This window comes from Mesorhizobium sp. WSM4306 (genome assembly GCF_007003975.1).
In the GTDB taxonomy this organism is placed as follows: domain Bacteria; phylum Pseudomonadota; class Alphaproteobacteria; order Rhizobiales; family Rhizobiaceae; genus Mesorhizobium.
Genome location: NZ_VFTC01000006.1, coordinates 109,311 through 124,356, shown reverse-complemented (window position 1 = coordinate 124,356; position 15,046 = coordinate 109,311). Strand labels below are relative to the sequence as shown.

11 protein-coding genes are annotated in these 15,046 nt (G+C 62.6%); 9 read left to right on the top strand and 2 right to left on the bottom strand.

What is annotated here, in order from left to right; all coding sequences use genetic code 11:
* Window positions 1-13 precede the first annotated feature (13 nt).
* From glgC to FJV77_RS10195, 6 genes are all read left to right on the top strand, one after another.
* Entirely contained in the window at window positions 14-1,279 is a 1,266-nt protein-coding gene (gene glgC, locus FJV77_RS10220) for a glucose-1-phosphate adenylyltransferase (protein ID WP_142866686.1), read from the top strand.
* 82 nt (window positions 1,280-1,361) lie between these two features.
* Window positions 1,362-2,807, top strand: a complete 1,446-nt coding sequence (glgA, locus tag FJV77_RS10215) for a glycogen synthase GlgA (protein WP_142866685.1) — start codon at window positions 1,362-1,364, stop codon at window positions 2,805-2,807.
* A 3-nt stretch (window positions 2,808-2,810) separates the two neighbouring features.
* Window positions 2,811-4,439 (top strand): alpha-D-glucose phosphate-specific phosphoglucomutase, encoded by a 1,629-nt coding sequence (locus tag FJV77_RS10210; protein WP_142866684.1) that lies wholly within the window; start codon window positions 2,811-2,813, stop codon window positions 4,437-4,439.
* A 157-nt stretch (window positions 4,440-4,596) separates the two neighbouring features.
* On the top strand, window positions 4,597-6,597 hold the full coding sequence (gene glgX / locus FJV77_RS10205) for a glycogen debranching protein GlgX (protein ID WP_142866683.1): 2,001 nt from the start codon (window positions 4,597-4,599) through the stop codon (window positions 6,595-6,597).
* The gene (locus FJV77_RS10200) at window positions 6,597-8,237 is read left to right on the top strand and encodes an alpha-glucosidase family protein (RefSeq protein ID WP_142866682.1); all 1,641 of its coding nucleotides are present in this window, start codon (window positions 6,597-6,599) and stop codon (window positions 8,235-8,237) included. Before glgX ends, FJV77_RS10200 begins: the two co-directional genes overlap by 1 nt.
* Before the next feature lie 104 nt (window positions 8,238-8,341).
* Window positions 8,342-8,710 (top strand): hypothetical protein, encoded by a 369-nt coding sequence (locus FJV77_RS10195; RefSeq protein ID WP_142866681.1) that lies wholly within the window; start codon window positions 8,342-8,344, stop codon window positions 8,708-8,710.
* On the opposite strand, the gene FJV77_RS10190 is transcribed toward FJV77_RS10195, so the two are convergent.
* Window positions 8,711-10,480 (bottom strand): pilus assembly protein TadG-related protein, encoded by a 1,770-nt coding sequence (locus FJV77_RS10190; RefSeq protein ID WP_246691209.1) that lies wholly within the window; start codon window positions 10,478-10,480, stop codon window positions 8,711-8,713.
* Complete coding sequence (locus tag FJV77_RS10185; RefSeq protein ID WP_142866779.1) at window positions 10,480-10,926, bottom strand: TadE/TadG family type IV pilus assembly protein; 447 nt, start codon at window positions 10,924-10,926, stop codon at window positions 10,480-10,482. Before FJV77_RS10185 ends, FJV77_RS10190 begins: the two co-directional genes overlap by 1 nt.
* A 290-nt stretch (window positions 10,927-11,216) precedes the next feature.
* Here FJV77_RS10185 and FJV77_RS10180 point away from each other — a divergent pair, with 290 nt between their 5' ends.
* From FJV77_RS10180 to FJV77_RS10170, 3 genes are all read left to right on the top strand, one after another.
* Window positions 11,217-12,809: a peptide ABC transporter substrate-binding protein gene (locus FJV77_RS10180; protein ID WP_142866679.1), complete on the top strand. Its 1,593-nt coding sequence runs from the start codon at window positions 11,217-11,219 to the stop codon at window positions 12,807-12,809.
* A gap of 172 nt (window positions 12,810-12,981) precedes the next feature.
* A complete protein-coding gene (locus FJV77_RS10175; RefSeq protein ID WP_142866678.1) occupies window positions 12,982-13,905 on the top strand; it encodes an ABC transporter permease subunit in 924 nt (307 codons plus the stop codon).
* Window positions 13,898-15,025 (top strand): ABC transporter permease subunit, encoded by a 1,128-nt coding sequence (locus FJV77_RS10170; protein WP_142866677.1) that lies wholly within the window; start codon window positions 13,898-13,900, stop codon window positions 15,023-15,025. Before FJV77_RS10175 ends, FJV77_RS10170 begins: the two co-directional genes overlap by 8 nt.
* The last annotated feature ends 21 nt before the right edge of the window (window positions 15,026-15,046 follow it).

Below are 15,046 nucleotides of genomic sequence, written 5' to 3'. Positions count from 1 at the left end.
GGGAGGGTAAAAAATGGCAGACTTGAAGAGAACCCAGCCGCTGGCGCGCGATGCCATGGCCTATGTACTGGCCGGCGGCCGCGGCAGCCGGCTCAAGGAATTGACCGACCGCCGCGCCAAGCCTGCTGTCTATTTCGGCGGCAAGACGCGCATCATCGATTTCGCGCTGTCCAATGCGCTCAATTCCGGCATTCGCCGCCTCGGCGTCGCCACCCAGTACAAGGCGCATTCGCTGATCCGCCACCTGCAGCGCGGCTGGAACTTCCTGCGGCCGGAGCGAAACGAAAGCTTCGACATCCTGCCGGCCAGCCAGCGTGTCTCGGAAACCCAGTGGTATGAAGGCACCGCCGACGCCGTCTACCAGAACATCGACATCATCGAGGCCTATGGCCCCGAATACATGGTCATCCTCGCCGGCGACCACATCTACAAGATGGACTACGAGTTGATGCTGCGCCAGCACGTCGACGCCAACGCCGACGTCACAGTCGGCTGCCTCGAAGTGCCGCGCATGGAGGCGACCGGCTTCGGCGTCATGCATGTTGACGGCAAGGACAACATCATCGCCTTCGTCGAAAAGCCCGCCGATCCGCCCGGTATTCCCGACAAACCGGAATTCGCCTTGGCCTCGATGGGCATCTATGTCTTCAAGACCAAGTTCCTGATGGACCAGCTGCGCCGCGATGCCGCCGAGCCGGGTTCCAGCCGCGACTTCGGCAAGGACATCATCCCCTATATCGTCCAGCACGGCAAAGCGATCGCCCACCGCTTTGCCAAATCCTGCGTCCGCTCGACCGCCGAGAACGAGGCTTACTGGCGCGATGTCGGAACGGTCGACGCCTATTGGGAAGCCAATATCGACCTGACCGACGTGACGCCCGAACTCGACCTCTACGACCGCGACTGGCCGATCTGGACCTATGCCGAATTGAAGCCGCCGGCAAAGTTCGTGCATGACGAGGATGGTCGCCGCGGCTCGGCCGTCTCCTCGCTGGTGTCGGGCGATTGCATCGTGTCAGGCGCTTCGCTGAAGCGCAGCCTGATCTTCACCGGTGCGCGCATCAACTCCTATTCGACGCTGGAAGAGGTCGTGATGCTGCCCGACGTTCATGTCGGCCGGAACGCAAAGTTGAAGCGCGTCGTCATCGACCACGGTGTAAAGATCCCGGAAGGGCTGGTGGTCGGCGAAGATCCCGTGCTCGACGCCAAGCGTTTCCGCGTTTCGGAAAAGGGCATCTGCCTGGTCACGCAGGACATGATCGACAAGTTGAAGCTCTAGAGCATGATCCCGAAAAGTGGGAACCGGTTTTCGGACGAAGATCATGCTCCAACAGAAGTAGCGCACAGGATCGGATAGACGCATGCAGGTTCTGTCGGTCACGCCCGAAATCTTCCCGCTGATCAAGACCGGCGGACTGGCCGACGTGACCGGCGCACTGCCGATCGCGCTTGCCGCCAAGGGCGTGACGATGCGCACGCTCATCCCTGGCTTTCCGCAGGTGATGGACGCCTTCAAGAAAAAGAAGGCCGTCTACCAATATCCGCTGCTGCAGGGCGGCAAGGCTTCAGTCCATGCCGTCAACATCGCGGGGCTCGATCTGTTCGTGCTCGACGCGCCGCACCTCTACGACCGTCCGGGCGGCCCTTACGGCAATGCGGCCGGCGCCGACTGGCCCGACAACTGGCGGCGCTTCGCGGCGTTGAGCCAGGTCGGCGGCGACATCGCCGGCGGCGCCATCTCCGGTTACCAGCCCGATCTCGTCCATGCCCATGACTGGCAGTCGGCGATGACGCTGGCCTATATGCGATACGGCAAGGCGGTCGGCGTGCCGTCGCTGATCACTGTGCACAACCTTGCCTTCCAGGGCCAGTTCGGCGCAGGCATCTTCGGTGAGCTCGGCCTGCCGGCGGTGGCGATGGCGCTCGACGGCGTTGAGTATTATGGCGGCGTCGGCTTCCTCAAGGCCGGCCTGCAGGCCGCCTGGGCGATTACCACGGTGAGCCCGACCTATGCCCAGGAGATCCGCTCGCCCGAATTCGGCATGGGCCTCGACGGCCTGATCAACATGCGATCCTCGGACCTCTACGGCATCGTCAACGGCATCGATGTCGACATCTGGAACCCCGAGACCGACAAACAGCTGGTAGCCAATTATTCGGCGGCAAAGCTGGACGCGCGAAAACCCAACCGCAGCGCGGTCGAAGAGCGTTTCGGCCTCGACCAGGACGACAGCCCGATCGTCTGCGTCATCAGCCGGCTGACCTGGCAGAAGGGCATGGACATATTGGCGGCGGTCGTCGACGGCGTCGTCGCCACCGGCGCGCGGCTGGCGATCCTCGGCTCGGGCGATGCTGGGCTGGAAGGTGCGCTGCTGGCCGCCGCGGCCCGCCATCGCGGCCGCGTCGGCGTCGTCGTCGGCTATGACGAGGGGCTGTCCCACATCATGCAAGGCGGCTGCGACGCCATCGTCATCCCGTCGCGCTTCGAGCCCTGCGGGCTCACCCAGCTCTATGGCCTGCGCTATGGCTGCGTGCCGGTCGTCGCCCGCACCGGCGGCCTTGCCGACACCATCATCGACGCCAACGAAGCCGCGATCTCGGCAGGTGTAGCCACCGGTTTCCAGTTCGCGCCCAACAATGGCGGCGCCATGCTGCACGCCATCCGCCGGCTGGTCGACGCGCATGCGAGCCCGGCGGTGTGGGAACAGATCCAGCGCCAAGGCATGAAAGCCGATGTTTCCTGGGACAAGAGCGCCGACAAATACGTTGAACTCTACCGCCTGTTGCTTTCGAAAAGGGTTGCCTGAAGCATGATCCGAACCGTTCCAACCAAACCCTATCTTGACCAGAAACCCGGCACCTCCGGCCTGCGCAAGAAGGTGCCTGTCTTCCAGCAGGAGCACTATGCCGAGAACTTCATTCAGTCGATCTTCGACGCGCTCGATGGCTTCAAGGGCAAGACGCTGGTGATTGGCGGCGACGGCCGCTTCTACAATCGCGAGGTCATCCAGAAGGCCATCGCCATGGCCGCCGCCAACGGCTTCGGCAAGGTGATGGTCGGGCAGGGTGGCATATTGTCGACGCCGGCCGCCTCGCATGTCATCCGCAAATACAAGACCTTCGGCGGCATCATTCTGTCGGCCAGCCACAATCCGGGCGGCCCGCATGAGGATTTCGGCATCAAGTACAATGCCGGCAATGGCGGCCCGGCGCCGGAAAAGCTCACCGACGCGATCTTCGAAAAGACCAAGACGATTCCGAGTTTCAAGATCGCCGATATCGACCAGATCGACATCGACAAGATCGGCACCGTCGAGGCCGGCGGCATGACGGTGGAGGTGATCGATCCGGTTACCGACTATGCCGAGCTGATGGAAAGCCTGTTCGATTTCGACGCCATCCGAGCCAATTTCAAATACGGCTTCCGCATGCGCTTCGACGCCATGCATGCGGTTACCGGCCCTTATGCCAAGGAGATCCTCGAGCGCCGGCTTGGCGCGGAGAACGGCACCTGCCGCAACTACAAGCCGCTGCCGGATTTCGGTGGCCATCACCCCGACCCCAACCTGGTCCACGCCAAGCATCTCTATGACGAGATGATGGGTCCGGACGCGCCGGATTTCGGTGCCGCCTCCGATGGCGACGGCGACCGCAATCTGATCATCGGCAAGGGCATCTTCGTCACCCCGTCGGACTCCGTGGCGATGCTGGCCGCCAACGCGCATCTGGCGCCGGGCTACAAGGATGGGCTGAAAGGCATTGCCCGCTCGATGCCGACCAGCGGTGCCGCCGACCGCGTCGCTGAAAAGCTCGGCGTCGGCATCTACGAGACGCCGACCGGCTGGAAGTTCTTCGGCAATCTGCTCGATGCCGGCATGGCGACGATCTGCGGCGAGGAAAGTGCCGGCACCGGCTCCAACCATGTCCGCGAGAAGGACGGGCTGTGGGCCGTGCTTTTGTGGCTGAACATCCTGGCCGTGCGCGGCGAGAGCGCCAAGCAGGTGGTCACAGAGCACTGGGCTACCTACGGTCGCAACTATTATTCGCGCCACGACTATGAAGAGGTCGAGACCGAACGCGCCAATGCGCTGGTCGACGAGCTGCGCGCCAAGCTTGCCTCGCTGCCCGGCACCAGCGTGCGCGGCTTAAAGATCGCCAAGGCCGACGACTTCGCCTATCACGATCCGGTCGACGGTTCGGTGAGCAAGAACCAGGGCATCCGCATCCTGTTCGAAGGCGGCTCCCGCGTCGTCTTCCGCCTCTCCGGTACGGGCACGTCGGGCGCCACGCTGCGCGTCTACATCGAGCGCTACGAGCCGGACAAGGCAAGGCACGATCTCGACACGCAAGAGGCGCTTGCCGACCTGATTGCCGCGGCGGATGATATCGCAGGCATCAAGAGCCATACCGGCCGCAACAAGCCGAGCGTGATTACTTGAGGGTGGAGGAGGCTTTACCCTCCCCCTTGTGGGGAGGGTCGATCCGCGCAGCGGATCGGGGTGGGGGTGCTCGTAAAGCGCTCACCCTGCGCCGACCCCCACCCCGCTCACTTCGTTCGCGACCCTCCCCACAAGGGGGAGGGTGGAAGGCGCGCCCATGACCACACTCGGCGCAACCATCACCCACGATGGCATCCGCTTCGCCGCCTGGTCGTCTTCGGCACGGCGCCTTTGGGTGTCGGTCTTCGACGACACCGGTGCCCGCGAGGTCGACCGGCTTGAGCTTCAGCCGGAAGGCGAGGGCGTTTTTGCCTTGTCAGTCCCCGGCCTTGCCGGCGGCACCCGCTACGGCTTTCGCGCCGATGGCGACTATGCGCCCGAACGCGGCCTGTGGTTCGATCCCGACAAGCTGCTCACCGATCCCTACGCCATCGAAATCGACCGGCCGTACCAGTATCACTGGCGGCTCACGGCCAAACGCAACGAAGGCGCCGACACCGCGCAGCTCATGCCCAAGGCAATTGCCGTGGCTTCGCCCAAGGTCGTTCCGGCCAAGCCGCCGCTGTTCCAACCCGGCGGTCTGATCTACGAGCTCAATGTCCGTTCCTTCACCAGGCTGCACCCGAACGTGCCGGAAGCCCAGCGCGGCACCATCGCGGCGCTTGCCCATCCGGCCATCATCGAGCATTTGAAGAAGATCGGCGTTTCCGCAGTCGAGCTGATGCCGGTGACGGCATGGATCGATGAGCGGCATCTGCCGCCGCTGGGTTTGAGCAATGCCTGGGGCTACAACCCCGTCACCTTTATGGCCCTCGACCCGCGCCTGGCGCCAGACGGCCTCGCCGAATTGCGCGACACCGTTGCGGCGCTGCGCAACGCCGGCATCGGCACCATCCTCGATCTTGTCTTCAACCATACTGGCGAGAGCGACCAGCTCGGGCCGACCCTGTCGCTACGCGGCCTCGACAACCGTGCCTACTATAGGCATGAGGCCGACGACCGGCTGGTCAATGACACCGGCACCGGCAACACCGTTGCCTGTGACCATCCGGTCGTCCGCGCCATGGTGCTCGACACGCTTCGCCATTTCGTCCGGTACGCCGGCGTCGACGGTTTCCGTTTCGATTTGGCGCCGGTCCTCGGCCGCGTCGACGGCGCGTTCGATCCCGCAGCGCCATTGCTCGGGGCAATCGCTGGCGATCCTATCCTTGCCGACAGGGTGCTGATCGCCGAACCTTGGGACATCGGCCCAAATGGCTACCAACTCGGCAATTTCCGGCCGCCATATCTCGAATGGAACGACCGCTATCGCGACGATGTCAGGCGCTTCTGGCGGGGCGATGCCGGCACGGTTGGTGCGTTGGCGACGAGGCTCGCAGGTTCGTCGGACGTGTTCGGCAGGGAGAGCCAATCGGCCAGCCGCACGGTCAATTTCATCGCCGCGCATGACGGCATGACGCTGGCCGACATCACCGCCTATGAGGCCAAGCACAACCAGGCCAATGGCGAGAAGAACCGCGACGGCCACAATGAGAACCTGTCCTGGAACAATGGCGTCGAGGGTGAGACCTCCGACAAGGCGATTGCCGAGGCCCGTTTCAAGGATCGTCGCGCTCTGCTCGCCACCTTGTTTGCCTCGCGCGGCACCATCATGCTGACAGCGGGCGACGAATTCGGCCGCACCCAAAAAGGCAACAACAACGCCTATGCCCAGGACAACGCCATCACCTGGCTCGACTGGGCCGGCCGCGACCTTGCGCTCGAAGCCCATGTGGCGGCGCTGGCAGTGCTGCGCCGCGCAGTGCCGACGCTTGCCGATCCGCACTTCCTGACCGGCGAGGCGCCAGCCGGTTCCGACGTGCCCGATGTCGCCTGGCTGACCGAGACCGGCGCGCCGCTGAGCGAGGCCGACTGGAACGACGCCGCGCGCCATCGCCTCGTCATGCTGCTCGCCGATAGCGGGGACGGGCGCCTCGCCGTCATCGTCAATGGCGACCGCCGCCAATGCGTCTTCACGCTGCCCGTGCGGGAAGGGTTCCAATGGCAGCCGGCTATCGAAACGCAGGCGATCGACCTTGCGCGCCCGCTGCCCGGCCGCAGCGTGAATTTCATGATAGAGCGCCGGACCGCAAGGGCCCGCGCCAGGAAGGGTTCGTGATGGCCGATGGCAATACAGAGCAGGGGGCCGACTGGTGGCGCGGCTGCGTCATCTACCAGATCTATCCGCGCTCGTTCCAGGACACCACCGGCGACGGCAGTGGCGACCTCTCGGGCATCACCTCGCGGCTGGCGCACGTCGCCTCGCTCGGCGTCGACGCCGTGTGGCTGTCGCCCTTCTTCAAGTCGCCGATGGCCGACATGGGCTACGACGTATCGGACTATCAGGCGGTCGATCCGATGTTCGGCACGCTCGATGATTTCGACGCGCTGGTGGCCGAGGCGCACCGGCTCGGCCTGAAGGTGATCATCGACCAGGTGCTGTCGCATTCCTCCGACAAGCACGAATGGTTCGTAGAAAGCCGATCGAGCCGCGACAACCCCAAGGCCGATTGGTACGTCTGGGCCGACACCAGACCCGACGGCAACGCCCCCAACAACTGGTTGTCGGTTTTCGGTGGCCCGGCCTGGGAATGGGACGCGACCCGCCGGCAATACTACATGCACAATTTCCTGGCTTCGCAGCCCGACCTCAATTTCCACAATCCAGAGGTTCAGGACGCATTGCTGGAGACGGTGCGGTTCTGGCTCGACCGCGGCGTAGACGGCTTCCGCCTGGATACGGTCAACTACTATGTCCATGACCGCTGGCTGCGCAGCAATCCGCCTTTGGCGTCGAGCGTCGCCGGCACCAATGGCGAAACCAACACCTATCTCTTCCAGGAACATCTGTTCGACAAGTCGCAGCCGGAGAACCTCGGTTTCCTCCGGCGCTTTCGCTCTTTGCTCGACGAGTATGACGGGCGCGCCAGTGTCGGCGAGGTTGGCGACGAAGGCCGGTCGCTGCAGACGCTCGCCGCCTACACGTCCGGCGGCGACAAGCTCAACATGTGCTACACATTCGACCTGCTTGGGTCACAATTCTCGCCTGCCCATGTACGCGGCTGCGTCGAGGCCTTCGAGGCAGCGGTCGCCGATGGCTGGGTCTGCTGGGCGTTCTCCAACCACGATGTCGTGCGCCATGTCAGCCGCTGGACGCGGCCAGGCGGCGATCCGGATGCGGTGGCGAAATTCTCGATCGCTCTGCTCGCCTGCCTGCGCGGATCGATCTGTCTCTATCAAGGCGAGGAGCTCGGGCTGCAGGAGGCGGAACTGACCTTCGAGGATCTGCGTGATCCCTTCGGCATCCGCTTCTGGCCGACGGTCAAGGGCAGAGACGGCTGCCGCACGCCGATGGTATGGGAAGCGGGCGCCGACAATGCCGGTTTTTCCTCGGCCAAGCCCTGGCTGCCGGTGCCACAGGCGCATCACGCCCGGGCGGTCGATGTGCAAAACAGCGAAGACGGTTCGGTGCTTGCCGCCTATCGCTCGATGCTCGCCTTGCGCAAGCGTCATCCGGCGCTGATTGCCGGCTCGATCCGCTTTCTCGAGGCCGAGGGCGATGTGCTCGCCTTTGTCCGCGAGCGTGATGGCGAGAGGCTGGTCTGCGCGTTCAATTTCGCCGGCGAGCCGGCCAACTGGACGCTGCCGTCCGATCTGGGCGGGGTTGAGTCAATCGACCTCGGAGTCGACAGTGGGGTCATTGGCGAAGACGGATTGTCACTGCCGCCACTAGGTTCCTTCATCGGGCGAACAAGCTAGACCGCGAGCCGGTCCACCGAACAAAAGCCGTCTAGAGGGAAGATCGGGTTGCATAGGCCCTAGCGAAGTTGCACCCTGGTCAAACTTTTAGCCGAGGTTAGGTTATGCATATCGAGCTCACTAATGAAGTCGCCTTTGGGGAACCGCCGCCATCGGTAGTGGTGTCGTGCACGTTGCGCGAGGTGCGAGAGCTGTCGTCGAAGTTATTGCTCCAGAATATTCTCGACGTCTCATCCGGATTTAACGCAACGTTCTCAGGAGGCATATCTAGCTTTCAGGTTGCGGTTTCTGAAGGTAATGAGCACTTGATTAAGATAGAGGATGGAAAAGCATCAATATCCCTATCCAGAGAGAAATCCCGGGCTATTTCAGAAATGCTAAACGGTTTCGATTCGCCAGGGCAGACCATATACGTCGATTTCGATGGGCTGGACCTCTTTGAAGAGGCAAATTTAATAATCTATACGATCTGACTACTGGACCAGCACGGAGCGGCCGCAGGTCGCGCCGGTGACCCGGACATCGGCCTGGCCGACGCTCACGCCGAGCGCCGCAAGCACATTGTAGACCAGCGTGTCGACAGGCGCAGTCACGCTGTTCAGCAGCGCCACCACAGCCGGCTTCACCGTTCCAAGCAGGGCGTTGAGGTTGATCGGCAAGCCCAGCACGTTGGCCGTCAGCGACAGATTTTTGACCAGCGAGGTGGTCAGCGACTGTGTCAGGTTCTGCGTTGAGACGGTCTTGATCGTCTTGGCGGTGATGTCGCTGTAGTTGAAGACCAGGTCCGTCGAGTTCATGTTGGTCATCGCAAACGCGGCAGAGCCCTTCACCGACAAGAGCGGGACGAGCAGCAGCCTCACCGCAGCGATTTCGGTGTTGTAGAAGGATTGCGGTTTGGTGAAATCGGCGAAGGCGCCGGGATTGCCGTCGGCACTGCTGGCCGCGAGATGCGCCTCGACGACACCGGGGCGGGTGGCGATGGTAACCTTGATGCTCTCGGGACGGCCCGTCGGACAGCTTATGTCCGTCAGCTTGGCTTCCGCATAGGCGATTTCGATATGCAGCGGCAAGGTAACGGAGAGCAGGCTGGTGCCGCCGCCTATATTGCTGTTGCCGACGGTGACCGACGCCAGAAGCTTGATGCGTGTCTGCGCGGTGCGTACCACGGTACCGGCCTCGCCGACAGCCAGCCATGGCGAGGATTGCATCGGCTCGCCAATGGCGACGTTGAGCGTCGTGGCGGTGAGGCCAGGCACGGTGGCGCCAAGGTCGAGCTGGGCCTGGTTGGTGCCGTTGGCAAGGGAGGCAGCGGCTGTCAGCATTCCCATGGCGCTGGTATCGACAGCCAGGCCCGAGGGCTTTTGCCCGAGACCCAGGCGGCCGACCGAGCCGAGGTCGACAAGGTGGTTGAGGGGAATCTGGACCGTGCTGGTGGCCTTCGAGGCCACCGACTGCAAGGCCAACTTGGCGGTGTTGCCCAACCCCGGGACATTGGCCATGGCGGTTGCGATCTGGCCGATGCTCGCCTTTGAGGCCAGCACATCTGAATAGGATACACCGGTCATGTTCAACTGAACCGCGAGCGCGTCGACAAAGGAAAGCACGTTGATGTCGGCCGCGATCAGGGAATTATAGTCCATCACGCTGAGCGAGATGTTGCCGCCCACCAGTCCCTTGAGGAGCGCGTTGAGCAGGCCGTCATTGACGCTGAGCAGCCTCGAGCCGACCGAAAATGTCGCCTGCGCCTGGGCGTTTGCGGTGGCCGTCGTGCCGATGACCGGGGGGGCCATGAGCGAGGCGCCGAAATAGAGCGTGCCCTGCTTCTTCAGGAACACGCGCACGGCATTGTAGGGCAGCTTGCCCGCTTCGAACCGGCTGCCGGCGGCGATCGAACTCAAGCCGGTGTAGCGCCCCGGTACAATCTGAACCACCGCCTTGGTGGCTGTTGGCGCGCCGGTTGTCCCGTCTTTCTGCACGGCAACCGAGCTGATGCCATTGTCCTTCAGTGTCGTCAGCACCGCCGTTTCAACGTTTGCGAGATTGGCCGCAGCAGTGATCGCCGCCAGGTCGACGATCGACTGTGCGGCGCGGCGCTCGTTGAATAGCGCACCTTGGTCGACGGCAAACGCCGTCAGGACCAGCGCGACGGGCGCGCAGAGCGCCGTCATGACAGCGAAATTGGCCCGCTTCTCGCGCAGCAGCCGCCGGCATGTCTGCCACATTCCAGCAACGGCATTACGCATCAGATGCCCCCGACCCGGATCGTCGATTGACGTTGAATGGTCATGCCCGGCATCGTCAGATTGGGGAACAGATTCCAGATCGGCAAATTCCGTGCGTCGTAGCTGACCGAGACCACGAACTGGCTGCCATCGGCGACGCTGTCCTTGGCGTCGACCGTCAGTTTCGTGGCATCGACGAAGGGATAACCGTTGACATCGTTGTTGATGAAGTTGGTCACCAGCGTCTTGCGTTCAGTGGCGTTCAGCCCCGCAATCGCCGTTCGCGCCGCATCTGCCGCGATTTGCTGGACCGAATGGCTGGCGCCGAAATAGATGCCGTATGCAACCATTCCGAGTAGAAGCAGGATGAACAACGGCGCCAGCATGGCGAATTCGATCGCCGAGGTCCCCGAGGCGTTCGCCCGGAAACGACACCACAAAGGGCGGAGTTTTAGGTTCTGCAGCATACTGCCGAGCATGCCAAACTTCGCTTGCAGAAACAGAAAACCGATAAAGCAACCGCAAGGTGCAGCCAGTTGAAAGGCATTCGAATTTTAGCTGGTACTATTTTAGCGCAGGACTACTCACTCTACGTCAAGCAGCGGGCGGTTGAAATAATATTTCCGTCTGTCTAGTCTCCTGCCACCAGCTGCCGGAAAGGGAACCGGCGGCGCGCTCAAAGGGGCCAGAAATCGGTTCCGGGGCGTTAACACTCGAAAGGCGCGAGCCGCTGGGCCGCACCGCAGGGAGAGACTTCATGCTGAAAAATATGCTGAAGGCGACGCTGGTCGCCACAACCATGACCTTTGCTGCAGGCACGTTCCTGACGCCGGCCCTTGCCGAGACGGTCTACAACCGAGGCAGCGCCGCCGAAGCGGAGACGGTCGATCCGCACAAGACCTCGACCGTCTACGAAGCCGATATCATCCGCGACCTGTTCCAAGGACTGGTCATGCACGATCAGAAGACGAACCTCATTCCGGGCGCCGCCGAAAGCTGGACCGTGTCCGATGACGGCACCGTCTACACCTTCAAGCTGCGCAAGGACGGCTTGTGGTCGGATGGCAGCCCGGTGACGGCGGACGACTTCGTCTATTCCTTCCGTCGGCTGGAGGATCCGGCGACCGCCGCCGAATACGCTTCCATGCTCTATCCCGTGAAGAACGCCGAGGAAGTCAACACCAAGAAGGGCAAGCCCGAGGATATGGGCGTCAAGGCGATCGACGCCAACACCCTGGAAGTGACGCTGAAGGCGCCGACGCCATACTTCCTGGAGATGCTGACCCACCAGGCCACCTATCCGGTCAACAAGGCCTCAATCGACAAGCTCGGTGCCGACTGGATCAAGGCGGGCAATCTCGTTTCGAACGGCGCCTATACGCTGGCCGAGTGGATTCCCAACGACCACATGAAGCTGGTCAAGAATCCGAAATTCTGGGACGCCGCGACCGTCAAGATGGACGTCGTCAACTATATCCCGACCGAAGACCGCTCATCGGCGATGAAGCGCTTCGAGGCCGGCGAACTCGACAGCTACGGCGACCTGCCGACCGAACAGCTCGCTGACCTCAAGACCAAGTTCGGCGATCAGGTCCGTGTCGGACCGTATCTCGGCACCTACTACTATGCGATCAAGACCGATAAAGCGCCGTGGGATAATGTCGAACTGCGCAACGCCATCTCGATGGCGATCGACCGCGACTTCCTCGCAGAGAAGGTCTGGCAGAACTCGATGCTGCCTGGCTACTCGATGGTGCCTCCGGGCATCGCGGGCTACACGCCGGCAATGGCCAAATACGCCGACATGCCGCAGATCGACCGCGAGGACGCCGCCAAGAAGATCCTCGAGAAACTCGGCTATACGCCCGAGCATCCGCTGAAGATGGAGATTCGCTACAACACCTCGGAAAACCACAAGAACACCGCGGTGGCCATCCAGGAACAGCTGAAGCCGCTTGGCGTCGAGATTACGCTGCTGAACACCGATACCAAGACCCACTATTCCTTCCTTGAGCAGAAGGGCAACTACGACGTGGCGCGTGCCGCCTGGATCGCCGACTACAAGGATCCCGAGACCTTCCTCGGCATCACACGCAAGGCCAGCGGAAACAACTATTCGAGCTACGTCAGCCCGGCATATGAAGCGGCCATGGACAAGGCCGCGGCTGCCGGCGGCAAGCCCGAAGAGCGCATGAAGGACCTCACTGAGGCCGAGCGCATCCTTGTCGACGACGTCGGCAACATTCCGCTTCTCTACTATAGCTTCCACGATATCGTTTCCTCGAAGCTGCATGGCTTCGATGACAATGTGATGGACATCCATCCGTCCCGCTTCGTCTCCAAGGACTGAATCATCCTTGGCTGGACCGCCGCGCCCCATCGGGCGCCCCCGGCTGGTCGGTCATCGCACCGGTGCGAAAGTCGTGGTCGATTTTCGGCAAGCCCGGTGCGAAGATTGGAGCGCCGGAGCGTGATTGCACGTCCGCAGGGACGCCTATCGCTCTGGCCCAAGCGAGGCGCTGATGCTGCGATATATCTTCCGGCGGCTTCTGACCGCCATTCCGACGCTATTCGTCATCGTGACCATGGCGTTCTTCCTGATACGCGTCGCACCGGGCGGCCCGTTCAATCAGGAGCGGGGCCTAAGCCCCGAGATAAGGGCCAATCTCGAAGCCCAGTTCGGCCTCGGCGATCCGCTCTGGCTGCAATATGCGCACTATCTCGGCAATCTTTTGCGCGGCAATTTCGGCCCGAGCTACAACCTCCCTGATTTCACCGTCACCGAACTGTTCGCCAAAGGCTTGCCGATTTCGGTCCAGCTCGGCGCATCGGCGCTGATCCTGGCGCTTCTCTTGGGTTCGGTGCTCGGCACCATTGCCGCGCTCAACCAGAACAAGCTTGGCGACTATACGGTGATCGCGCTGGCGACCGCCGGGAGCACCATCCCCACCTTCGTCATTGCGCCGGTGATCCAGCTTCTTTTCGGATTGACCTGGAAGCTGTTGCCGATCGGCGGCTGGGGCGATGGCGCATTCATCAACAAGGTCGGGCCGGTGCTGACGCTCGCGCTGCCGCAGATCGCCATCGTTGCCCGCCTGATGCGCGGTTCGATGATTGAGAGCTTGCGATCGCATCATATCCGCACGGCGCGCGCGCTCGGCCTGTCCGACTGGTCGGTGGTGGTCAAGCACGCGCTGCGCGGCGCCATCCTGCCGATCGTTTCCTTCACCGGTCCGGCGGCCGCGGCGCTGCTCACCGGGTCGGTCATCGTGGAGACCATTTTCTCCATTCCCGGCGTCGGCCGCTATTTCGTCGATGCTGCGCTCAACCGCGACTACACGCTAGTGATGGGAACCGTGGTGGTGATCGCGCTCTTCACCATCGTCTTCAACCTGATCGTCGACGTCATGTACGCGGTCGTCGACCCGAGGGTGCGCTATGACTGATATCGCAGCCACTGCCGCCCCGCCGGCCGTCGTCGGCCGCTCGCTCTGGGGCGATGCCTGGGCGCGCCTCAAGGCCAACCGCGCCGCCATGTTCAGCCTCTATTATCTGGTCTTCATTGGCGTCATCAGCGTGTTTGGCCCCTGGTTTGTGCCGCACCAATACACCACCATCTATGCCGACTACGTGCGCACGCCACCGAGTTTCAGCCCCTATCCGAAGGCCGACATGATCGAGACGGCGCTCACCGATGCGATCAAGCGCATGCGCGTCGACATCAAGGAGTGGAAGCAGGACGGCGATCGCGTCACCGTCACCGTCACCTCGACCAAGCCGATCGACGAGCGCAACATCCGCTATCTCGACCGCTCCGATGCCTTCGACGATACCAAGATAGAGAGCAAATCGGCCGACGGGCTCGAATTGACGATGACTGCGTCGGTCAAACAGCAATATTTCCTGTTCGGCACCGACAACACCGGTCGCGATCTGTTGTCGCGCACGCTGATGGCAGGGCGCATTTCGCTCGCCATCGGCCTGCTTGCCGGCGTTGTCGCCGTGGTCATCGGCGTCCTCTATGGCGCAGCGGCCGGCTTTTCCGGCGGCAAGATCGACGAGGTGATGATGCGCATCGTCGACGTGCTCTATTCGCTGCCATTCATCTTCTTCGTCATCATGCTGGTGGTGTTCTTCGGCCGCAACTTCGTGCTGATGTTTTTAGCGGTCGGGGCGGTGCTGTGGCTCGACATGGCGCGCATCGTGCGCGGCCAAGCGTTGTCGATCCGCCGCCAGGAATATGTCCAGGCCGCCGAGGCCATGGGCGTCGGCCAGCGCGGCATCCTGCTGCGCCATGTCATCCCCAATCTGCTCGGACCAGTGGTGATCTACATGACGCTCTTGGTGCCGCAGGTTATCATCCTGGAAAGCTTCCTGTCTTTCCTCGGCCTTGGTGTGCAGGAGCCGATGACCAGCTGGGGCGTGCTGATCTCGGTCGGCGCCAAGAACATCGGCACCGCCAATTGGCTGCTCCTGTTCCCCGCCTTCTTCCTCGTCTCGACGCTGTTTGCGCTGAATTTCGTCGGCGACGGCCTGCGCGATGCGCTCGACCCAAGGGATCGATAAAAATGGGGATCGATAAAGATG